This window comes from Elusimicrobium simillimum, from assembly GCF_049639735.1.
GTDB lineage: Bacteria > Elusimicrobiota > Elusimicrobia > Elusimicrobiales > Elusimicrobiaceae > Elusimicrobium > Elusimicrobium simillimum.
In genome coordinates this window covers 1,146,255-1,167,827 of record NZ_JBEVVA010000003.1, presented here as the reverse complement: position 1 = coordinate 1,167,827, position 21,573 = coordinate 1,146,255, and the positions used below count along the sequence as shown (strand labels likewise).

General features: G+C 44.5%; 14 protein-coding genes and 1 tRNA gene. 13 read left to right on the top strand and 2 right to left on the bottom strand.

The genetic code is table 11. The features are described from left to right. Window positions 1-180 precede the first annotated feature (180 nt). Genes AAIR98_RS06235 through AAIR98_RS06225 form a run of 3 tightly spaced genes read left to right on the top strand, consistent with a single transcriptional unit; the run spans window position 181 to window position 8,230 of the window. Window positions 181-4,815, top strand: coding sequence for a PAS domain S-box protein (locus AAIR98_RS06235; protein ID WP_423971334.1), 4,635 nt, complete (start codon window positions 181-183; stop codon window positions 4,813-4,815). A 17-nt stretch (window positions 4,816-4,832) separates the two neighbouring features. Next, window positions 4,833-5,726 (top strand): hypothetical protein, encoded by an 894-nt coding sequence (locus AAIR98_RS06230; protein WP_423971333.1) that lies wholly within the window; start codon window positions 4,833-4,835, stop codon window positions 5,724-5,726. Beyond that, on the top strand, window positions 5,723-8,230 hold the full coding sequence (locus AAIR98_RS06225; protein ID WP_423971332.1) for an autotransporter family protein: 2,508 nt from the start codon (window positions 5,723-5,725) through the stop codon (window positions 8,228-8,230). Before AAIR98_RS06230 ends, AAIR98_RS06225 begins: the two co-directional genes overlap by 4 nt. A gap of 59 nt (window positions 8,231-8,289) precedes the next feature. On the opposite strand, the gene AAIR98_RS06220 is transcribed toward AAIR98_RS06225, so the two are convergent. After that, window positions 8,290-9,540, bottom strand: a complete 1,251-nt coding sequence (locus AAIR98_RS06220; RefSeq protein WP_423971331.1) for an MDR family MFS transporter — start codon at window positions 9,538-9,540, stop codon at window positions 8,290-8,292. An 84-nt stretch (window positions 9,541-9,624) separates the two neighbouring features. On the opposite strand from AAIR98_RS06220, the gene aqpZ reads away from it, so the two are divergent. From aqpZ to AAIR98_RS06170, 10 genes are all read left to right on the top strand, one after another. Next, a complete protein-coding gene (gene aqpZ / locus AAIR98_RS06215) occupies window positions 9,625-10,326 on the top strand; it encodes an aquaporin Z (RefSeq protein WP_423971330.1) in 702 nt (233 codons plus the stop codon). Between the two features lie 157 nt (window positions 10,327-10,483). Continuing rightward, on the top strand, window positions 10,484-11,611 hold the full coding sequence (locus tag AAIR98_RS06210; RefSeq protein ID WP_423971329.1) for a hypothetical protein: 1,128 nt from the start codon (window positions 10,484-10,486) through the stop codon (window positions 11,609-11,611). Between the two features lie 5 nt (window positions 11,612-11,616). After that, on the top strand, window positions 11,617-12,816 hold the full coding sequence (locus AAIR98_RS06205) for a hypothetical protein (protein ID WP_423971328.1): 1,200 nt from the start codon (window positions 11,617-11,619) through the stop codon (window positions 12,814-12,816). A gap of 1 nt (window position 12,817) precedes the next feature. Beyond that, a complete protein-coding gene (locus AAIR98_RS06200; protein ID WP_423971327.1) occupies window positions 12,818-14,038 on the top strand; it encodes a hypothetical protein in 1,221 nt (406 codons plus the stop codon). A 189-nt stretch (window positions 14,039-14,227) separates the two neighbouring features. Further along, window positions 14,228-15,367 carry a hypothetical protein gene (locus tag AAIR98_RS06195; RefSeq protein WP_423971326.1) on the top strand — a complete coding sequence of 380 codons (1,140 nt, stop codon included), beginning with the start codon at window positions 14,228-14,230 and terminating at the stop codon, window positions 15,365-15,367. Between the two features lie 285 nt (window positions 15,368-15,652). After that, window positions 15,653-19,222 (top strand): pyruvate:ferredoxin (flavodoxin) oxidoreductase, encoded by a 3,570-nt coding sequence (gene nifJ / locus AAIR98_RS06190; RefSeq protein ID WP_423971325.1) that lies wholly within the window; start codon window positions 15,653-15,655, stop codon window positions 19,220-19,222. Window positions 19,223-19,480: 258 nt separating this feature from the next. Further along, a complete protein-coding gene (locus AAIR98_RS06185; RefSeq protein WP_423971324.1) occupies window positions 19,481-19,972 on the top strand; it encodes a hypothetical protein in 492 nt (163 codons plus the stop codon). 111 nt (window positions 19,973-20,083) lie between these two features. Beyond that, window positions 20,084-20,380: a hypothetical protein gene (locus AAIR98_RS06180; RefSeq protein ID WP_423971323.1), complete on the top strand. Its 297-nt coding sequence runs from the start codon at window positions 20,084-20,086 to the stop codon at window positions 20,378-20,380. Beyond that, window positions 20,374-20,502, top strand: a complete 129-nt coding sequence (locus AAIR98_RS06175; RefSeq protein ID WP_423971322.1) for a hypothetical protein — start codon at window positions 20,374-20,376, stop codon at window positions 20,500-20,502. Before AAIR98_RS06180 ends, AAIR98_RS06175 begins: the two co-directional genes overlap by 7 nt. Window positions 20,503-20,592: 90 nt before the next feature. Continuing rightward, window positions 20,593-21,357 (top strand): hypothetical protein, encoded by a 765-nt coding sequence (locus AAIR98_RS06170; protein WP_423971321.1) that lies wholly within the window; start codon window positions 20,593-20,595, stop codon window positions 21,355-21,357. 135 nt (window positions 21,358-21,492) lie between these two features. On the opposite strand, the gene AAIR98_RS06165 is transcribed toward AAIR98_RS06170, so the two are convergent. After that, window positions 21,493-21,565, bottom strand: a tRNA-Ala gene (locus tag AAIR98_RS06165). Between the last annotated feature and the right edge of the window lie 8 nt (window positions 21,566-21,573).

The window sequence follows — 21,573 nt, the reverse complement described above, 5'->3', positions numbered from 1 at the left end:
TAACGCTCACTTTACTTCCTCCGCATTCTACGCTTATCCCCAGTGGGGCGGGGATATCTTATTCCACGGCGGGTACTCTTGAATTTAACGCATTAATTTAATAGCATTACTACAACGGCTTATATATAATATATATATAAATATAAATAACATCATGTTCTTATTATACCAGGGGAGTTTATGACAAAGAGTTTGTTTTCGTTTTTTTCCGGTGAAATGTCAGAAGAAAGTAAGGCCGCTTTAACGCAGGCAAGGCAGTTTTTTAAAGAGTTTTCCTCCCCCATCGTTATACTTGGCGCGGATAAAAAAATACTTTACGCCAACCAACGCGCTTTAGACCTGCTTGGCTACCCTGAAGAGGAGGCCGAGGGCCTGTCATACTCCAAATTAGCCCTTAAAAAAGACACGCTTAAACCCGGGAATGTCTTCTCCCAAAAAATAACCACTAAAGAGGGCAAAAAAGTTTTTGCCAAAATTTCGGTAAGTCCGTTATCGGGCACCAAATTTTTAATACTTACAGTGGAAGCCCACCAAACGCAGGCGCAGCTTACCAGAACAAGCATGTTTGATATGTTTGACGAGTCCCCCTTTTCCATCTGCATGCGCGACAAAGAGGGCAACGTACTGCTGTGGAACAATACCGCCGCCCTTAAAACAGATATTATGGCAGGCGACATTGTGGGTAAAAAACTGTCCGCCATTATTAAAGATAAAGCAGTGCTTAAAGTGTTTGACGACGCCGACGCCGCGCTGCTAAAAAAAGGCCGCGCCATGTATATGGAAAATTTTAAAATACCCACAAACATGGGCGATAAATATTTTAATATATTTAAAAGTTTTAAAAATACGGACGACGGAGACTCTTTGTTTTTAGACGTGTTTGAGGAAGTTACCCAAAAATATAAAGAAGACGTAAAAAACAAGCAAGTGCAGGAATTTTTGGAAACAATCATCGCCACCATCCCCATGGCGCTTTACGCGCGCGACGAGCACGGCAGATATTTATTTACCAATAAAAAATCCAGAGAATACTTTGGCGGTGAGGAAATGCCGCCGTTTACGGAGCGCATATCATCGCTTTATGACCGTGAGGTTGGCAAAGAAGCCTGGCGTGAATTTAACCCCAAACATGAAACGCTCTCACAAGTTAAACAGTATCTTAACCGTGAGCAAAAAATATTTGCAAGCGGCGAAACGCTGGACGTGGAGCAGGAAGATTACGTCAGAGAAGACGGCAGCAAAAAAGTTGTGCACCTTATAAAAGCACCTGTATACAGCGGCAAAAACAATGTTATAGCCGTGCTTACCGTGGCCGAGGATGTTACGGAAAAAATTAAAAAAGACAGAGAAGTGCTGGAAGCTAAAAACTTTTTAGACGCCGTGTTTTCCTACGCGCCGCTTTCAATGTACGCCCGTGATTTAGACGGGAATATGGTATTTTCCAACAAGAAAACAAAAGAAATATTTATAGATAAAAATCTTTCCGTTAAAAATATGTCGGCGGAGGATGAGCTGGCGTTCATCACCGCGCGTGAAGCAAAAATAGTTAAAGAACGCAAAACTATGGAAGTGGCGGAAGAAATTTACGTTACGCCTGACGGCGCGGAAGAATATGTGATGCACCTTATAAAAGCGCCCGTCTTAGACGACAAAGGCCAGCCGTTTTTAGTGCTTACAATAGCGCAGGATATTACCGATAAACGCAACTCAGAGCGTGAGGTTATTAACGCCAAAAACTTTTTGCAAAACGTGGTGGACAATTTGCCCGTGGCCTTACTTGCCAAAAAGTATAACGGCCAATATATTTTGTGGAACAAAAAAAGCGAAGAACTTTTTGGCGCCAAGGCTGACGAGGTTGTAGGTAAAGAATTTTACCAGACAAACCTTAACAAAGACCTTAAAGATTATATTTTACAGCAGGACAAAATGGTATTTGATTCCAAACGTGAAATTGATATTCCGCAGGAGTTAGTTTCCACCATGAAGTCCGGCGTTAAAATAATGCACACCGTTAAAACGCCTATCTACAAAGAGGACGGCACGCCTGATTACCTGCTGTCGGTATCAGAAGATATTACGCAAAAAAGCAAGATGGAAAAGCAGCTCATGCAGTCCAGGGAAAAATATTCCCTTATGGTAGAAAACTCTAACGAGGGCGTGGTAATATTAGAGGGCAAAAAAATTATTTTTGCCAACGCCAAAATGGCAAACCTGCTGGGTTATGAAACGCCAGAGCAGATTATGAACGTCAATATTGTTGACTACGCGGTTAAAGAGCACAAAATGTTTTTGGAGGAACTTTGGGACGGCGCGGTGAGCGAGTCCTCCCCCAAACCCGCCGATATCAAAATGCTTAAAGCGGACGGCGAGGAAATAGCTGACCTTGAGGCCAGCGCGGTACTTTCCAAATATATGGGCAAAAAAATTGTGCTTATGTTTTTTAGGGATGTCACGCTGCAAAACTCTCTTATTAAAGACCTGCGTACAGACGTGGAAAAATTTAGAAACTCTTTTGAAAACAACCCCTCCGCGCTTGCTGTTATGTCCAGCACGGGTTACCCCATGTTGTTAAACGCGGCCGCCAGGGAAATATTTAATCTAAAAAAAGAAGACCAAAAAGTTTACAGAACATATTATGTTAAACCGTTGCTGCCCCTTGGCGTACGCAAACGTTTAAAGCGCGGTGAGAGGGCGGACAGCCACTTTACTTTTGACCCCGCTAAACTTAACGAAGCGGTGTTTACCTCTGACCTTAAAGAGAAAATGGAATTTACGCTGCGTATGGCCCCTATAAACAGGCGCGACACAAGGGACGGCAGCGTGGCGTCTGATTATATAGTTCTTATAGAGCGTTATGTTAAGGAGGACCCGGCTTTTAACGTTATTGACGCCATGTGGCTTAACGACCCTGCCGTAAAGTGCCTTAACGACGGCACTATAGACAGCGTTAACCCCGCTTTTGACACGCTTGGCCTGCCTGGGTCTATGTACCAAAAGGGCAAAATGTTCAGCAATTTATTTGTTCCGGCAGACAGGCATATGCTGGCGCGTGATTTAGAAGAGCTTTTTAGAAACAGGCATATATACGGCAGGTTTTATAAGCTTAATACCGATAATCCCCTTTCCGTGGTAATAAGCGCGGCCAGAACAAGCGATGACAGCGGGTTTATAGTTATTTTTAAAAATGAAACTCCCGCCGAACAAACCGCCGGTATTTTAAGAGAGCGCCAGGAAATAGCCAACTCTCTTATGGCCTCTATTGGCGGCGCGGCTTTCTTTTGCAAATTAGAAGGTAATATGGCGGGCCCCATACTGCACGCCAACAAAGAGTCTGAGGGTATATTCTCTTATAAAATGCATGACTTTGCCGACATGAGCCTGGAGCGTTTATTTACAGCCCCCGCTAATGAAAATGTAGAGAAGGCGCAGCGGCTTATAGACGCGCACATTAAGCAGCTTTCATCTGTGCCGCGTGTTGTTTTTACGGCAAAAGCTTATAAGCAAACCGGTGAGGAAATGCAGGTGGAAGTGGCTTTTAATAAGTTTGACCTTAATGATTCCTCCATGGTTTTATGTGTGGTAAGGGATTTAAACGCGCTTGTTAAAATGGCGGCCGCCGACAGTAAAGACCATATAGAACTTTCCAGCCTTAAAAAATTTTTCAAAGGTATTTTGCTTAAAGCCGACGCCGATGGCGTGGTACAGGAGGGATACACAAACTCCAAAGATTCCGGCGGCATTTATAATTTTACAAGATACCAGTATAAATCCCCTTACGACGCTTGGCCTAAAGATGTGGCGGATACTTTGGTTTACTCTATCAAAGAGGCTCTTGGCATAAATATTACAACTTCTTTTACATTCAGTCTTAGTAATGAGGATGGGGTTAAGTCGTACGAGGCTTTTATCTCCCCCATACTTGAAGAGCAGCAGGTTTTCTTGCTTTTAGAAGAAATTGCCAACACCAATGAAATGGAACGTAAAATACAGGCGTTATATGAAGTAACGTCTGAAAATGGTGATACTTTTACCAAACGCGTGGATGAGGTTTTAGAGCTTGGCAAAAAAATGTTTAACGCCGACGCCGGTTTTATACTGCGTTACGCGGGCGGAGGCAGTGATAATTTTACTATAGTTTACGCTTCTGAAAATGACCTTAACATAAGGCGCAGCATGGTATTTCCTGACGACCAGTGTTTTGCCGGTATTAAAAACGGCAGCATAATTATGTTATCTGACGTAGACAGGTCCTCCTGCGAGCCAGGCTCTCTTTGTAAAAGTAAAGAAATAAAAGTTCTTATTGCCGGGCCGCTTTATTTGGGCGGTAAAGTGGCGGGCGGCTTATGTTTTGTAAGCAGAGACAGAATTAAGTTTGGCGAGGGCGACCAGGAGCTTATAGCTCTTATGTCGCGCCTTTTAAGCGCCAGTATAGAGGTGCGCCAGGCCGGTAAAATTTTAGATGAAGGCACCAAACGTCTGGAAGATACGTTTAAATATCTTTCACTCCCCGCCGTTATTTTTGACCCTAACGGCGACATTAAATATATTAACGGCGCTTTCCTTTCCACATTTCACAGGCCGGAGGAGGAAGAATATCTTGGCAAAAACTTCTTTGATCTTTTCACCCCTGCGCCGCATATGGCCAGAAAAGCTTTTTTTACCGCGTATAACAGCGAAAAAGGCACATTTACTTGGGACCAAAGCGTCATGTTAACTGAAAGCAAAACAATCAACTGCGTGTGGAAAGTAGATATAATTAAAACAGCGCAAGACGAACTGAAAGGTTTTGCCCTTGTGGGCAGCGTGGACAAATAAAATACGCATATATTTATATGCTTTATAAAAAAGTTATATTTTGCTGCGCGCTATGCGCGCTTTCTCTGTCCGCGCGTGTCACACTCTACGGCGGGCAGAATGTTGAATTGCAGTCCTTTTTTACAAAAGCGGTTTCTTTTTTACCGGGTGAGTTTGAGGGCGCCGCGCATTTAGAACGTTTTGCTTTATTGTCTGATATCCCCGCCGTTCTTGGCCCGCAAAATAGTTCCGCTTTGGCCTTATGGTCCCCTTCGCGCAAACAAATTCTTATTATGTCCTCCCCCCTTAAAAGTTGGCTGGAACAGACTTCTTTAAATTATTCTGAGGAAGAACTGCCCGCCTTATTTGCCCGCTGCGTAGCGCCTGTTATTATACACGAGGCCGAGCACGCTTTGCTATGGTCTAAGGGGCGGGAATACGGTTTTACCTGGCCGCCAACGCTTTATGACGAATTTCTTTCTTCTTCCTGGGAAGCGTATTTTATTGTTTCAAAAACCGCCGCAAATCCCGCCTATTACGCCGCTTGCGGTGATTACGCGCGTTTGTCCGCCCCCGCGCTACAAAGCTTTAAAAATAAAGATTTTGAGGCTTTTAAACAATATGCTTACGCGCCTTATCTTAACTATAAAGGGACGGGCTTTCTCCCCCCGCCGTTTACCGCTGATAATATAGAACAGCTTTTAAATCCCGCCGCTGATAACCTGCATTTCTATGGCAGAATATACGCCCCCGCCGCCAGAACGCTTAGTAATAAAAAGTTGTTTAAACACGGCGGTAATTGGCTTAATTTACGACGTAGGGAACTTAAAAAAACAACTCTATTTCCTTTTTACAAATATTATGCTAGTATTCTTGGTCAGGAAGAGAGTCACATTGAAGTTATTATAGCAGGACAAGAGGCAATTAAATGACGAAAAAATTATTAGCGGTACTTTTGAGTACCTTTATGATAGCGGCAAACGCCAACACAGCCTTTGCCCGTACGGAGTATACCGCGCAGCAAACTGTTCAGGCGGGTTCACCTGTTACTTATACGGACGCTGATTTTATTAACATTCCCACTCCCGGTAACGCAGGCGGCGGGGCTGTTTTAGCTTATGACGGGGTTACTATTGATAACGCTACCTTTAGCGGTAACAGCACCACCCATTGGGGCGGCGCTATTTACCAGGTTGGCGGGCCGTTAACAATAAATAATACTGTGTTCTCAGGCAATAGCGCAACGGGCGCCACGGCGCGCGGCGGCGCTATCAGCGTAAGGGCTGAGGGTAACGGGCCTATAGGCACGGTAACTATTAATAATACGCAGTTTATAAACAATACCGCCCAGGCGGGCGGCGGGGCCATTATAAATGACTTTTACCCCGCTTCAGGTTACGCCCATCAAACGCTTAATATTGGCGACGGCGTTTTGTTTCAAAATAACTCAACCACCGGCGCTACCGGCGGGGCCATTTTTAACAAAAGCGTTTTGGCTGTTGGCGATAATGTGCGGTTCTTGGGCAATTCCACCGGCGGCTGGGGCGGCGGCGCGATATCGCAGGAGGCCGGCACAGGCGATGACCCGGCGCTGTTAAGCACCACTATAGGAAACAATGTTGTGTTTGATTCCAACAGTTCTAACTCTTACGGCGGCGCTATTTATAATACCGGCGGCGCTTTTAATATAGGCGATAACGCGACTTTTAACGCTAATACGGCGGGTAACAGCGGCGCGGCTATATTTAATATGGGCACCGTTAATATAGGCTCCGGCGCTAAATTTACGGACAATATATCACAATCTTCTTCCGGCGCTATTTATAACCATACGGGCTCGGAGATTAACTTTGCGGGTGACGTTACGTTTAGCGGCAACAAAGCGGCCGGGGCGGATAATGATATGTACAACCTTGGCACGCTTAACTTTAACGGTGGCACCGCAGTTATAGGCGGCGGCATAGCGGGCACGGGTACTGTAAACATTAATAATACCGCCACGCTTGATATAGGCACTACGGTTTTACAGGCGGACACGGTTAATATGGCTAACGGTTCCACGTTATCACTTTCTATGACGGAAACAGAAATGGGCACGGTGGACGCGGCTAATGTTAATATCGGCTCTTCCGCTTCCGATAAAGCTAATCTTGTTATAGCTTTGTCTAAAGATTTTGCTTCCACCACACCTGTAACCAAACAGCTTATCACAGGCAGCGTGAACAATGGTTCTTTAGTATTGGCAAACGCCAGCAATATTTTATACGGGCTGGAGATGGATGATAGTTTTAATATAACAGCCGCGCGTAATACGGCCGAGCAACAGGCCGATGCTATTAAAGACGCGGGCGGCACGTCAAATAACGCGGCCACCGCTTCAGCATTTTTGGCGGGCGGTGATTTGGGGTCTGCCTCAGCTAACCAGGCGGCGGATATTTTGGCCAATTTAGCGCAGGTTGATACAGGCGGTTTTATAGCGGCAAGCACCGCCATAGCGCCGGAATCCGCCCCCGCGCGCCAAGCTGTTCACGCGGGCGCGACACAGCAAATTTTTAACGCGGCCAGCATGCGTATGTCAGCAGTAGCGGCGCCTTCATCTTACGCTTTGCCCGCTAAAGGTTCCGTTTATACCAGTGACGAGGCTGACTTTTCTTTCTGGGTGCAAGGTTTGTTAAACAAAACGCATAAAGAATGGACGTCTTCTTCCTCTTCTTATACGGGTAACACCACAGGGCTTTCCGCCGGTATTGATACCAATGTTGGCGGGGACTTCCTGGTGGGCTTAGGTTACGCGTATACACATACTAATGTTACTTCTTTACAGCGTAAAACTAAAATTGACGGGGATAACTTTTTTGTCTACGGGCAATACCAGCCGGGCGATTTTTATGTTAACGCCATATTAAATTACGGCCATTCAAATTATGATGAAAACAAATATATCCCGGGTATGCCCATAACGGCGGACTATAAATTACACACGTATTCCGCTTCCGCTAAAACAGGTTATTATATACAAGACTTTCTGGTGCCAAATATAGGCGTGCGTTATATGCGTATGCACCAGGAGGGCTATAGCGACAGTTCCGGCCAGTCAGTTTCCGCGGACAGCAGTGATTACCTGGCGGGTTCCGCGGGTGTTGATCTTATAGCGGAAGAATATTCTGTTTCACATAAACTCAGGCTGCAGCCGCAGGCGAACCTGGGTCTTGTGTATGATTTTGTAAGCGACGGTTCTGACAGTACGGTAGTCTTGCCCAACGCTTCCAGCTACGAAGTTAAAGGCGAGCGTCTGCACCGCCTTGGCGTGGAAGCCGGCGTATCTGTAAACGCTATGATTAAAGATGATATGCAAGTGTCTTTAAGTTATGACGGCTTATTTAAAGAAGACTATTCGTCGCACACAGGTATGTTAAAACTGCACTATATGTTCTAAATATGTTTTTAAAAACCCCCGCTAAACAGCGGGGGTTTTTATAAGTATTAAATCAAAAGCTAGCTTACTACCTGTACGTCGTCGTTTTTTGCCGGGGGCGGCGGGGTTAGGGGTTGGTTAAGGCCGTCTTCTTCAGGTGTAAACATACATCTTATTTTATAAAATCCAAAAGCCGCCGCAAACGCTACCGCGCCCACCAGCAGCCAGGGTATTATTTGGTGAATGGGGCTTAGATGTTCTATCATCATACCCGCGGCAAACATGCCGCAAGCCACGCCTATCTGCCTGGAGACTTCCTGCATGCCAAGGTAGCGGCCGCGCAGTTTGTCAGGCGCTATGTTTGATATAAGCGTATTGGAGCCAGGCGACAAAGCCATTTCCCCTATGGATACCAGCGACACACCCACGGCGGCAAGTGTAAAAGCGTGTGCCGCACCCACCAAAATATAGCCTATGCCGTATATTATGCAGCCTATTATTAAAGCGGTGGTTACACGTATGCCTGTCATTATTTTGCCCATATGGTATTGTAATAGCACCACAACCAGCCCGTTAATGGAAAATAACATGCCTATTTGCCCCTGGGTAAGCTTTATATAGTTAATACCATGCAATGACAGCCCGGTAACCAGCTGGGCCGAAACTAAAGCGATTGCGAAGATTAAAATACACATTTTAAAAAGCCTTGGGTTTTTAAGTTCTAAAACCATATCTGTAAATTTAGCTTTGCGTTCTTTGCTTCTTACAAAGCATTCTTTAATGTTAAAATGCAAAAATATCCCTGTTAGAGCGTAAGCCACACCTGTAAGGGCGAACGGCAGCGCGAATGAGTGCCCCGCCAATATCCCCCCTATAGCCGGGCCCGATGCCCAGCCTATGTTAAGGCCTATTCTTATATAGCCAAAAGCCTGCATAAGGTTTTTACGGCTGACAGTGTCGGCTATCCAGGCGTTTGAGGCGGGCCTGAAGAAAGCGCCAAAAAAACTGCCCAGCACATGGCATATTATTATCCAAATATAGTGCGCGCCCAGCGCCATAGCCAGGCCCATCAGCAGCATGCTTGCCGCGCGCAGGTATAGAGAGACAACCATAACTTTTTTACGGCCCAGTACGTCTGAAAGTTCCCCGCTTACACCGCTGGCCACAGAAGTGCCCAGCATGGCAAACGCCACTATGGCGCCCACTATGCTTGCGGGTATACCCCTTTGCACGTTTAAATATATGGCGAAAAACGGTACTGATAACCCGTACCCCATAACAATTAACGCGTTGGCAAGCGATACCGTAAACACTTCTTTTGTAAGTTTCATAATATCTATATTTTACTATTTAAAGTTGCTATAATTATAAAGTTGCAATACTTTAGTTAATAAAATCAAGGAGTATAGTAAACAATGTCAAATACAAAAAAATATCTTGCTGAAGCTATTGGCACAATGTTCTTGGTGCTTATGGGCTGCGGCAGCGCGGTACTCGCAGGCGAACACGTGGGCACATTAGGCATAGCATTTGCCTTTGGTCTTTCTGTTATGGTTATGGTTTACGCCATTGGGCCTATAACGGGCTGTCATATTAACCCGGCTATTACAGTAGCTATGTGGTTTAACAAAAAAATAGGTTCTAAAGAAGCCGTGGGCCATATGGTTGCCCAGTTTATTGGCGCTACAATCGGCGCGGCCGTGCTTTACGGCATAGCTTCCGGCACACCCGGTTATGACATACTTGTAAACGGCCTCGGCCAGAACGGCTACGGCGTGCACTCCCCCGGCGGTTACTGCGTGCTTTCAGCCGCTTTAGCTGAGTTTGTGCTTACAGCTTTATTCTTATTTGTAATTTTCGGCGTTACAAGCAAAAGAGCCGCGGCCGGTTTTGCCGGTATCGCTATCGGCCTTTGCTTAACGCTTATCCACATTGTGGGTATACCGGTGACAGGCGTTTCAGTTAACCCCGCCAGGTCATTTGGCCCCGCTTTAATTACATTATTCGCGGGCAATACAGCGCCTATGGGCCAGCTGTGGCTGTTCATTATTATGCCTGTACTCGGCGGCCTTTTTGGCGGCTGGATGTGGCATGTAATTGACGAAAAAGCAAAATAAGTTTTAAATAACAGTTATAACTAAGCCCCGCCATACGGCGGGGCTTTTTGTATGCTTATAACTTACTGGGCCAAAAGGCCTAGGCATGCCTGGGTCTTTTGGCCCTTGTTTAGTTTGGCGGGCACTGTTAGAATCTGGGTAAGAGGATTTAAAATTTATGAAAATTCTTAAAAAAATTATTGCTGTGGGCCTGATTGCGGTTTTAACGGGCAACAGCTTTGTTTATGCGCAGGCGCCCGGGCAGCGCAGCGCAAAAGAATGCCAGACTATATTAAAAGAAGACACCGTTAAAATGAACGAATTTGGCGGCGCGTTGCTTATTACAGGCACTATAACGGCTGTGGCTGCGGGGCTGTATTCAATTTATAAAGGCATGGGAGATGTTGCGCCGGGCAGAGCGTCGTTGCGTTTGTCGTATCACTTAAACGAGGCTAAAGAAAGCCTTATTAAAGACGCTTTAGAGTACGCCACGGAAAAAAATGATAATGCTTTAAAAACAGTAATGAGAAATTTCGCTTCCAACAAATCAGCCACTTATGTGGACGTCATCAGCTTTCTTGAAGAGAGAGAGTTAAGAGGTCTTTCAAACTATCTTAACAGCAGTATTTTTGCAGGGCGTATGAATAACACCATGCCTGAAAGCGTATCAAGGACATTGTACAAGTATATAATGGAAGTTGAACAGCTTCGTACGCATTACGTAAACACAGGTGTTACTGTGGATATTCTTTTAAAAAAAGAAGAGCTTTATGCAAAAATAGAAAATCTATTAAATGTAAAACTTACCAGAAGCGTGGAAGAAATTACCGCTCATTCTATACCGCAGGGGCAGAGGCAGGCCTATTTAAAACTTTCAGATAAACTTACCAATGCTTATATAAACAAAGATTTTGCGGTTATGGAAAAATTGTTGAAAGCGGAATCTAACTCCGGTAAATCATATTTATTTAAAAAAGGGTTAAAGAGGATGTTCTTTTTGGGTTCTTTCTTAATTATAGTTTCTGTGGCTATGGACACCTCTAAAACAGATAAGCAGCTTGCCAGAATTAACGAGAATTTTGCTTTATTTTTACAGGCGGATGACAACCTTCTTGCCGCCATAGATAAAAACGAAGACTATTTAAAAGTGATTAACATAATAACCGACGGCTACCATGAGATTGCCAACGCAAGCCTTAAGGAGCAAGAGGAGTACAAGCGGCGCTACGAAGCACAAAAAAAGCAAATACAGTTTGACACAAGAAACACTAAATTTAATTCGACCGGTGTCAAAACAAGGAGATAAACATTATGAGCAAGCTTAATAAGCTGGCAGCAGTTATATTAAGCGCAATCATACTTTGTACAACAACTACGCATGCGCAAATAGCAGCAAAGGGCGCCAGGCCCGCAGGTTCTAAAGAACAACCTTTTACAATGCAGGAATATAAAGAACGTTATATTGAGGACAAAAAAGTTGTACAGGCCGCTATAGGAAACCATGAATTATTTGTTCTGGGGGGCTATGCGTTTATTTCGTTATTTGCCTTTTATGTCGCTATTACATACGGACAGCAAGAGAGAAAATACTGGCAATACAAGATAGCACGCGGCAATAATAATATGCCCAAAAAAACTACTTGGACGTACCGTGAGTTTGATTGGCAATATTCTAAAAGAGCCGCAAAGTTATATGAAAATTCCTACCTGCTTCAAACGTATCTTAAGAATAAAAATGAAACTGAACTCTACGAAGCCATTACTAAAAAAAGGGTGGATTGGGCGCACAGAACATCTTCCAACGGTCTTTCCCCAAGCTCTTTTAAAAATATTCTCCAACAGACAGAGCTTGAGCTTAATATGAAAGCCATAGCCGGTAACCCCAACCTTGTTTCCGAATATAAAACCTTAACCGCTTTATCGGCCCAACCGTACAAAAATATTTTAATGGAAAAAGAAGCCGTTTATATGGCGCTGGAAAAGAAAAATATTTCACCCGTAAGAGTGGTTGAGGATATTATACTTGACGGGATTAAGTATCCGGAAGAAAAAGTTTTAGCAGCGCAGTCTCTTAAAAAAATGCGCGACGTCGCTTTTAAAGGAGATTACGCGGCTTTTAAAAATGTGTTGAAGGCGGAAAGGAAAACTATTAATTTACTTTCCCCCAAAAACGCTAAGATTTTAAAAAGTTTGGGCGTATTGGGCGCTTTTATGGTGCTGAGCGACGCTATAGCGGCGCAAGACAACGGCGCCAAACACGCGGCTAAAGTGCTTGAGAATATTGACCTTATAGCAACCGCAGACAGTACCGCGCTTGAAGCCATAGAAGCCAATGCTGACGCCGCCGCCTTAATAAAAGAGGCTTTGGACATCTTCCACATGATTGCCCAAGGTGGGGATGAGGTGCAGGAAGCTTTTGCTACGGATATTGAGTCTAAGGCTAAAGAAATTAAATTTGATACCGCCAACAACACCAAACACAGCTCCTATGGCGTAAGGACAGGGAGATAATATGAATAATTTATATAAAATAATATCCGCTGTTTTAAGCGTCGTTCTATTAAGCAATACCTTTGTTTACGCGCAAAAACCGGCGGGTAAAGGCTTTGGCAAGTACAATGTACAGGGCGAGCCCGTTCATATGACAGCGTACGCGGAGCGTTATAAAGAAGATAAAATGCGTATGCCGGATATAGATATAGGCGGCGAAGACGTGGCGTTTTTGCTGGCGGTGCTGGCGATGCTTGCTATAAACAGGGTCACTGAGGATATAATTGTCGAGAATGTTAATGAAAGGACATTACTTAGAAAAAAACTAAAAAATACTTTCCATTATGAAAGCACACGCCCTACTTACGTAAGAAACTATAATCAGACATTATATGATTACGGCGTTAAAGTTAACAATATTATTCGCCAATGGGGTTTGGAGTCTCTGCGCATGAACCCCAACAGCCGTGTTTCCTATGACCCTGTAAGGGCCGGGTATTACCAGTCTTTCACCATAAATAATTTAAGCGAGTTAAAAAAACTTGCTATTGGTAACGAGCTTAAGCGTAATATGGAATTAGTGGAGCACGCTATACGCCAAAACCCCGCTTTAGCCAAAGAGTTAAACCCGCTGCGTGACGCTCTTGTAAACTTACAAAAAAGGCCTCCCAAAAATATGATTTTTAAGCAAGAGGCCATTTACTCTAAAATGGAAAGCCACGGTGTGGCCCCCGCGCGTATCTGGGAAGAAGTTGTACTAGCGCATTCAAATATTTTGGAAAGGAACGTTGTGCAGGCCCACTTGCTAAATATTAGAAAAGCCGCCTTAACTGGTAATTATGCTAAGTTTACCGCTACATTTAATAAAGAGGCATTCAAAATTAACCGCATGACGCCAGGCGCGGTAAGGTTTTTAAAAGGTTCTTTATTATTTGGCGCGTTTATGTTGTTTACCGACTCTTTAGCCGCTAACGGCGCCCAGAACGAAAAGATTGCTAAAATATTTGAAAATATTGATCTTTTAACCGAGGCCGACCAAGAAACGCTTAACGCTATAGAAGCTAACCCGGATCTGGCCGCCCCCCTAAAAGAAGCGCTGAATACTTTCCACGCCTTATCTATGGCTGACCAAGAAACGCAGGAAGAGTTTGCCGATAAGTATAACGCTAAGGCTAAAAAGATTAAGTTTAGCACGCCCAATAACGCCAAACACACTTCATACGGCGTTAAAACAGGAAGATAAACCGCTGTTTTTGGTTTTACAAAACATCCTCCCCATAACAAAACGGGAGGATGTTTTATTTTTATATATAGCTCTTTTGTATTACTGCGGGTAGCCTTTAGGCCTATAGTGTATATGGGTCCAAAGGCCCTGGCGGCACACGTATATAGTTCCTACAATTTTATTAAGAACTTTAAATGAGAGCTTGCAATGAACAATCTTAACAAAATTATATCTTTAACTCTTAGCGCGGTTTTACTTGCTAATAACTTTGCTTATGCGCAGTCCGCAGGCAGCCCCCTTAAAAAATCTGTGGAGGCGTTGCGGGCAGACAGCGCCGCTTTAGCTAAAAAAGGTATAAATTTGAAAGACATGCTGGACGGTGATATTTTAACTCTTACTTCTATGGGGTTTTTTAGCGGTTATATAACACTTGAAAGCAACCTTAATGAGCTGCGTAAAAAAGATCACAGTTTAAAAAATACCAGGGCCAAAAATACTCTTGCCCAAGATGTCTCGCGCTATGCAAAGGCCAACGGCGACAAAAAGCTGGCGGAGCAGTTTGCCCGCTACCTGCATGACCAAACGTTCAGCTATAAAGACATGCTTCTGCATTTGGAAGGCTACGAAATTAATGAAAACAGAAAACTGCTTGAAAAACTTGTTAAAGAAAACCCCCGGGAGTTTAAAAATCTTGCAGGCGATATGGGCGGCGGACGCACATTGCGGCAGGTTTACGACACGTATTTAAATAATTTACGTAACCATATTCTTTACGAGAACAATGTTCAGTCTTTTATCGCCGCCAAAGAGAGTATGTATATTGAAATAGAGTCTAACTTAGGCGGCCGCAAGCTTCTGCGTCTTAGAGAAGAAATTATGGCAAGCACGGTAGATAAAAATATGCGCGTGTCACTGTTAAAATCTATGGGCAAGGTAAGAGCGGCGTTTGGCACTAAAGAATATGAAAAAGTAGGAAATCTGCTTAAAAGAGAGTCCAGGTATCTTAACAGCGGCGCCAGAAGCGTTTTAAAAAGGTACGCTTTGCTTGGCGTGGCCATAATGGTTATGAGTGCAGCGTTTGCTTCTGAAAACGCCGGGGCGGTAAACAGAATTAAAAATAACGTTTCCCTTATTTTAGACGCGGATGATAAAGTGCTTGACGATATTTCCAAAGACGCCGCGCTTGCTGACGTGCTTGTGGAAATTTTAGATAATACCCATGCCGTGCTCTCCTCCCCCGCCACGCAGCGGCAGTACTCTAAAGAACTGCAAGAAAAAAAGAAGCAAATTAATTTTAACAGCAGAAATAATAAATTCAGCTCCTCAGGCGCTAAAACAGGCAGATAATATTTTATAAATAGTTAAGTCCCGTGCTGGTTTGCGCGGGGTTTTTTTATATTGTTTTTGCCAATTTTTTTGCGCGTATTTTTAAAGGCTTTTTCTCTCGTAAAAGTTAGGGTTTCCTAATATTTGCTTTCGCAGTTCCAAAGTTATAAAATATATGGGTCTTAAATGTATATCATATGCGGTCAATTTTTGTTGTTCAAATTCAAAATAGTAAACATGTGGTAATACTCAATAGCAGTTTTTATTTATTGGGGCGGCCAGCCGCCTAACAAGGAGAGTCATTATATGGCAAAATTAGTTGCAATGGACGGTAACAGCGCGGTAGCGCACGTAGCGCATGCTACAAACGAAGTTATCGCCATTTATCCTATCACACCATCTTCAAACATGGGCGAAATATGCGACGCAAAATCAGCAAAAGGCGAAACAAACATTTGGGGTAACACACCCATAGTGAGCGAGTTGCAGTCAGAAGGCGGCGCTGCCGGCGCGGTGCACGGCGCTTTAGCGGCCGGTGCTTTAACCACAACCTTTACCGCTTCACAGGGTTTGCTGCTCATGATTCCTAACATGTTCAAAATAGCCGGTGAACTTACTCCCACGGTATTTCACGTATCAGCCCGCGCTATAGCCACACACGCTTTATCAATCTTCGGCGATCATTCAGACGTTATGGCAGTACGCCAGACAGGCTGGGCCATGCTTTCCAGCGCTAACCCGCAGGAAGCTATGGACTTCGCTATGATTTCCGCCGCCTCCACCTTTGAAGCGGAAGTTCCGTTCCTCCACTTCTTTGACGGTTTTAGAACATCACATGAGCTTAACATGGTTGATCCTCTTACCAAAGAGCAAATGACATCCATGTTAGACGCAGAACTTGTCGCCAAACACAGAACCAGAGCCATGGACCCTGAAAAACCGACAATCCGCGGCACAGCCCAAAACCCAGACGTTTACTTCCAGGGCAGAGAAGCCGTTAACAAATATTACGACGCAGTGCCCGCTATTGTCAAAAAATATATGGACAAATTTGGCAAACTTACGGGCCGCAACTACGGCCTTTTTGAATACGTAGGCGACGCTGACGCTGACAAACTGGTTGTCATTATGGCCAGCGGCGCTGACGTGGCCGAAACAGCTGTTGAATGCTTAAAAGGTTCCAAAGTAGGCGTACTTAAAATTAGACTTTTCAGACCTTTCAGCATTGCTGACTTTGTAAACGCAATTCCCAAAACAATCAAAAAAATTGCCGTTATGGACAGAACAAAAGAACCCGGTTCACTGGGCGAACCTTTATTCCAGGACGTTTGCTCCGCTTTCTTAACAGAAGAAGGCCGCAAAGCTTTCCCCGTAACCCCCCTCATCGTTGGTGGCCGCTATGGTTTAGGTTCTAAGGAATTTACGCCCGGCATGGTAAAAGCTGTTTTTGATAACCTTGACTCAGCCAAACCTAAAACAAACTTTGTGGTAGGTATTGATGACGATATGACAGGCTCAGCCTTACCCGGCACAATACAGTGTGACTCACTTGGCGCGGGCAATACATTTGGCGCTATGTTCTACGGTTTAGGCTCAGACGGTACCGTAGGCGCTAACAAAAACACCATGAAAATTATCAGCGAAAAAACTGATAACTACGCCCAAGGCTACTTTGTGTACGACTCCAAGAAAGCCGGCTCCATGACAACATCACACATCCGCTTTGGTAAGAGTATTATTAAAGCCCCTTATTTAATAGAACAGGCTGACTTTATTGCCGTGCACATGTTCTCTTTCTTAGAAAAGTACGACGTGCTCAGCAAAGCCAAAACAGGCGCGACATTCCTGCTTAACGCCCCCTACCCGGCTGACCAGGTTTGGGACAATATCCCGGCCGAAGTACAGCAGCAGATTATTGATAAAAAACTTAAGTTTTACTCAATAGACGCTTCAGAAATCGCCCTCAAAACAGGTATGGGCGCCAGAACAAACACCATCATGCAAACGGCGTTCTTCGCTATTTCAGACGTTATTGAAACAAGCAAAGCTATAGAAGCTATTAAAGACGCTATCAAAAAAACCTACTCCAAAAAGGGCGAAGAAATCGTACAGAAAAACTACTCCGCTGTTGATTCAGCCATAGCAGGTTTGCATGAGGTTAAATATCCTTCTGAAGTTTCATCTAAACTTCACGTTAAACCCGCTGTGCCGGCCACGGCCCCCAAAATGGTTAAAGAAGTGCTTGGCGAAATGATCGCTTTCCGCGGTGACGCCCTGCCCACTTCAGCCATGCCTAAGGGCGGCGTATTCCCCACAGCCACAACCCAGTATGAAAAACGCAATATCGCCATTATGTGCCCGTCATGGGACACTGAGACATGTATTCAGTGCGGTATCTGCTCCATGGTTTGCCCTCACGCCGCTATCAGAATGAAAGCGTACAGCGCCGACCAACTGGCTAACGCCCCCAAAACATTTAAATCAGCGGACGGTAAAGCTGACCTCGCGGGCAACAAAGTAACCGTACAGGTAGCAGTAGAAGACTGCACAGGCTGCGGCGCTTGCGTATTTAACTGCCCTGCCAAGAACAAAGCCAACCCGGAACTCAAAGCCATCAACATGACGCACCAGATGCCGCTTAGAGACACAGAGATTGACAACTTCGCTTTCTTCTTAGGTCTTAAATCAGCTGATGTCAAAACCAAAAAAGAAAGCATTAAAGGCTCGCAGCTGCAACAGCCGTTGTTTGAATTCTCCGGCGCTTGCGCGGGCTGCGGCGAAACACCGTACGTTAAGCTTTTAACACAGCTTCACGGCGATCATATCGCCATAGCCAACGCCACGGGCTGTTCCTCCATTTACGGCGGCAACCTGCCCACCACGCCTTACTGCAAACGTGAAGACGGCAAAGGCCCGGCATGGGCTAACTCACTGTTTGAGGATAACGCTGAATTCGGTTTAGGCATAAGACTTGCTTATGACCAGCTTAACTCTGATGCCAAAGCCTTACTTAAAGATGTAGCTGCCAATGTTAAAGAAGTAGCCCCGTTAGCCCAGGAAATACTTGGCGCAACGCAGGCCACAACACAGGAAGTTGACGCGCAGAGAGCCAGAGTAGCTAAACTTAAAGAAGTTTTAGCTGCCCAGAAATGCGAACATTGCGCCAGACTTATTACCATTGCAGACTACTTAGTCAAAAAATCTGTTTGGATTTTAGGCGGCGACGGCTGGGCGTATGACATTGGTTATGGCGGTTTAGACCACGTGCTTGCCAGCGGCAAAAACGTTAAAGTTTTAGTCATGGACACAGAAGTCTACTCCAACACCGGCGGCCAAATGTCAAAAGCTACCCCTATGGGCGCTACGGCATTATTTGCCGCGGGCGGTAAAACAACGCCTAAGAAAGACCTTGGTATGATTTCCATGACATACGGCAATATCTATGTCGCGCAAATCGCCATGGGCGCCAATATGAACCAGGCTGTACAGGCCCTGGCGGAAGCTGAAGCCCACGACGGCCCGGCTATAGTAATAGCGTACGCGCACTGTATCGCTCACGGTATCGATATGAGCAAAGGCATGAACGAAGCCAAAAAAGCAGTGCAAAGCGGCCGCTGGGTACTTTACCGCTTCAACCCCGCTCTTAAAGCGCAGGGCATCAATCCGCTTAAGATTGACTCCCCCGCACCTACAATTAAAGTAGAAGACTTTATGAACGGCGAAAACAGATTCAAATCACTCGCTAAGGCAAACCCTGAGCTGGCCGCAAAGCTTGCCAAGTTAGCCTCCGCCGAGTATGACTGGAGACGCAGTGTTTACACGCAGCTTGCCACACTTGCATGCGACGTTAAAAAAGAAGAAACACCGCAAGCCTAAGTAAGCAAAATAGTTTAGTATAAATACCCCGCCATATGGCGGGGTATTTTTTTGTACTAAGAAGTATTAATGCTAATATCTTGGATAAAAATATAACTGTAGGGGCGGAGCTGGTCTCCGCCCGCCGCCGCTTAACAATTTATCTATTGCGGCCTTTAGAATATTTTACCTACCGGTTGGTAGAATTTTGCAATAAAATATACCTCCGCTGCGTTTTAGCACTATAAGCAGTAGATTTTGCAGTAAAGGAGGCCGTTTATGAAAAAAGTATTAATACTTATGTTATCAACCTTATGTTTAGGCGCTTGCGCCACAACCGGCGGGTATACCGCCCGCAGTTATGACAGCGTTTATATATTTGACCAGCCCTCCTACCATACTGAAACAGTTATAGTGAAGGAAAAGGTTAAGCAACCTGTTATAATAGCGTCTTCTAAGTCTAACCATGGTAAATACCATACGAATATAAACGGTAATAAAAATGTAAACCATGGTAAAAACAATAATAAGAAAGAACCTCAAAAAGCCTCTTTTTATGGCAATAATAACAATAAAAAACAAAATAACGGACATATAGGCGGCAATAATAACAAGGGCGATAAAGCTGCCGCCGGACAAGCTAATAACAAAGGTTCTGGGCGCGGCAATAAAAACAATGCTTCAGCCCCCTCAAAAGGTAATGGCGGCCCGGACGGCAACGCCGGCAAAGTAACAGGCGCAAGCATACGCAGTATTAACAGCGGCAGATAATAAGATTATTACTGTTCCCCCCAGACGGTCTAAGGACCTATTTAAAATATAGGTCTTTAGGCCCTGGTTTTTTGTATTGTGTTTCTATAAAATCTTGTAGAGGATATTTATATGAAAAAACTTTTTATATTATTTGCCGTATTATTGTCCGCCACGCTTAGCGCGGGCACAACGCAGGATTTGCAGGCGGTTTTTGACGCTAAAGTTAAGGCGGCGCAAAGCGCCGATATTCCCGCCCCCAAGAACAGGACCCTGAGCCTGTTGATTTTAAAACTTTACCTAAAGAACGGCAGCTTGATATTATCAACAATTTTATGCTTTCCGCCGCGCAAACAGGTTCCGCCGTTATGCACAATGAGGCAGTTTCACTTTTGGCTGTGTATTGCACAGAGCAAAAACTGTTGGTAAACCAATTTTATAAAGGCGACATAACCCAAGAAGCCCCCTGTCTTACCAAAGAGCAAATAGATGAAAAAATGAAAGAAGACAGTGTTGAAGTAACGGAGATTGGCGTACTGGCGCTATTATAGGGCCTATATCAAAAATAGGTCTTTTGACCCATGTTTTTTATGACGTTAATGCTATAATTTAATTAAGTAACTTAACAGAGAGGAACTAAAATGAAAAAAATATTATTGTTAGCCCTTATTTGCGCCGTAGCTGTGACAGCAAACGCGCAGAACGCAAAAAAAGCGTACAAGAATGCCTCAGCCATGGCATTAGAGTTTGCCACATTTGAAGAAGCCCAGGCGCACTTTAAACAAGCCTATGAAAAAGAAATGGCAGCCAAAAAGGCTGAAGAAAAAGAGGCTCCCGCAGGCGAAAGGTTTTGCGCTATGATTGGCCTGGAGGCCAACCCCCATTATACCCGTGACCCGCACTCCTGCCTTTGTTTAGAAGGGGATACAAACATGACATCTAATGAAAATATTAGTTCTTATGTTGTGCGCACAAGCAAAGTCCGCCCAGGTATTTATATTAAACAAGGCGACGAAAAGGGCAATTTTATCGCAGTGCCCGCGCAGTCTGGCGAAGATATTATAGAACCCGGCATTTACCATGCAAAGAATTGTGACGGCAAAGATTGCTCCTCACACGGCTGCTTTATGATTAAGCCTAAAATAGAGGCTGACGTTACAGTTTCTTACCCCGCCATAGAACCGCCTGCCGTTGAGTATGGACCTGGTATACATCATGGTAAATCTTGCAATGGTAAAGACTGTTCAGACAAAACAGGTTGTTTAATGGTTTTGCCAAAAATAGATGCTGTTACAATGGTTGCTTACCCTGCCATAGAACCACCCGCCGTTGAAAAAGGTGAAGTGCAGTGCACATGCGACGGATATCATTGTGACGCAGGCTGGTGCGCTAAAAGCGGCAAATAAACAAATAAAAATTTAAAATAAAACCCAAGCGTTAACATTTTAACGCTTGGGTTTTATTTTGCGGATGTAAATTTATAAAATGAACAAGATTCCATAATAAAAAAAGCACCCCTTAACGGGATGCCTTTTATATTATGGACGTGATGGGAATCAAACCCACGACCTCCTCGTTGCGAACGAGGCGCTCTATCAACTGAGCTACACGCCCTAAAATCA

Excerpts from the sequence above, each read along its gene's own strand:
- AAIR98_RS06235 (WP_423971334.1), top strand. The coding sequence starts at position 181 with ATGACAAAGAGTTTGTTTTCGTTTTTTTCCGGTGAAATGTCAGAAGAA.
- AAIR98_RS06230 (WP_423971333.1), top strand. The coding sequence starts at position 4,833 with ATGCTTTATAAAAAAGTTATATTTTGCTGCGCGCTATGCGCGCTTTCT.
- AAIR98_RS06225 (WP_423971332.1), top strand. The coding sequence starts at position 5,723 with ATGACGAAAAAATTATTAGCGGTACTTTTGAGTACCTTTATGATAGCG.
- AAIR98_RS06220 (WP_423971331.1), bottom strand. The coding sequence starts at position 9,540 with ATGAAACTTACAAAAGAAGTGTTTACGGTATCGCTTGCCAACGCGTTA.
- aqpZ (WP_423971330.1), top strand. The coding sequence starts at position 9,625 with ATGTCAAATACAAAAAAATATCTTGCTGAAGCTATTGGCACAATGTTC.
- AAIR98_RS06210 (WP_423971329.1), top strand. The coding sequence starts at position 10,484 with ATGAAAATTCTTAAAAAAATTATTGCTGTGGGCCTGATTGCGGTTTTA.
- AAIR98_RS06205 (WP_423971328.1), top strand. The coding sequence starts at position 11,617 with ATGAGCAAGCTTAATAAGCTGGCAGCAGTTATATTAAGCGCAATCATA.
- AAIR98_RS06200 (WP_423971327.1), top strand. The coding sequence starts at position 12,818 with ATGAATAATTTATATAAAATAATATCCGCTGTTTTAAGCGTCGTTCTA.
- AAIR98_RS06195 (WP_423971326.1), top strand. The coding sequence starts at position 14,228 with ATGAACAATCTTAACAAAATTATATCTTTAACTCTTAGCGCGGTTTTA.
- nifJ (WP_423971325.1), top strand. The coding sequence starts at position 15,653 with ATGGCAAAATTAGTTGCAATGGACGGTAACAGCGCGGTAGCGCACGTA.
- AAIR98_RS06185 (WP_423971324.1), top strand. The coding sequence starts at position 19,481 with ATGAAAAAAGTATTAATACTTATGTTATCAACCTTATGTTTAGGCGCT.
- AAIR98_RS06180 (WP_423971323.1), top strand. The coding sequence starts at position 20,084 with ATGAAAAAACTTTTTATATTATTTGCCGTATTATTGTCCGCCACGCTT.
- AAIR98_RS06170 (WP_423971321.1), top strand. The coding sequence starts at position 20,593 with ATGAAAAAAATATTATTGTTAGCCCTTATTTGCGCCGTAGCTGTGACA.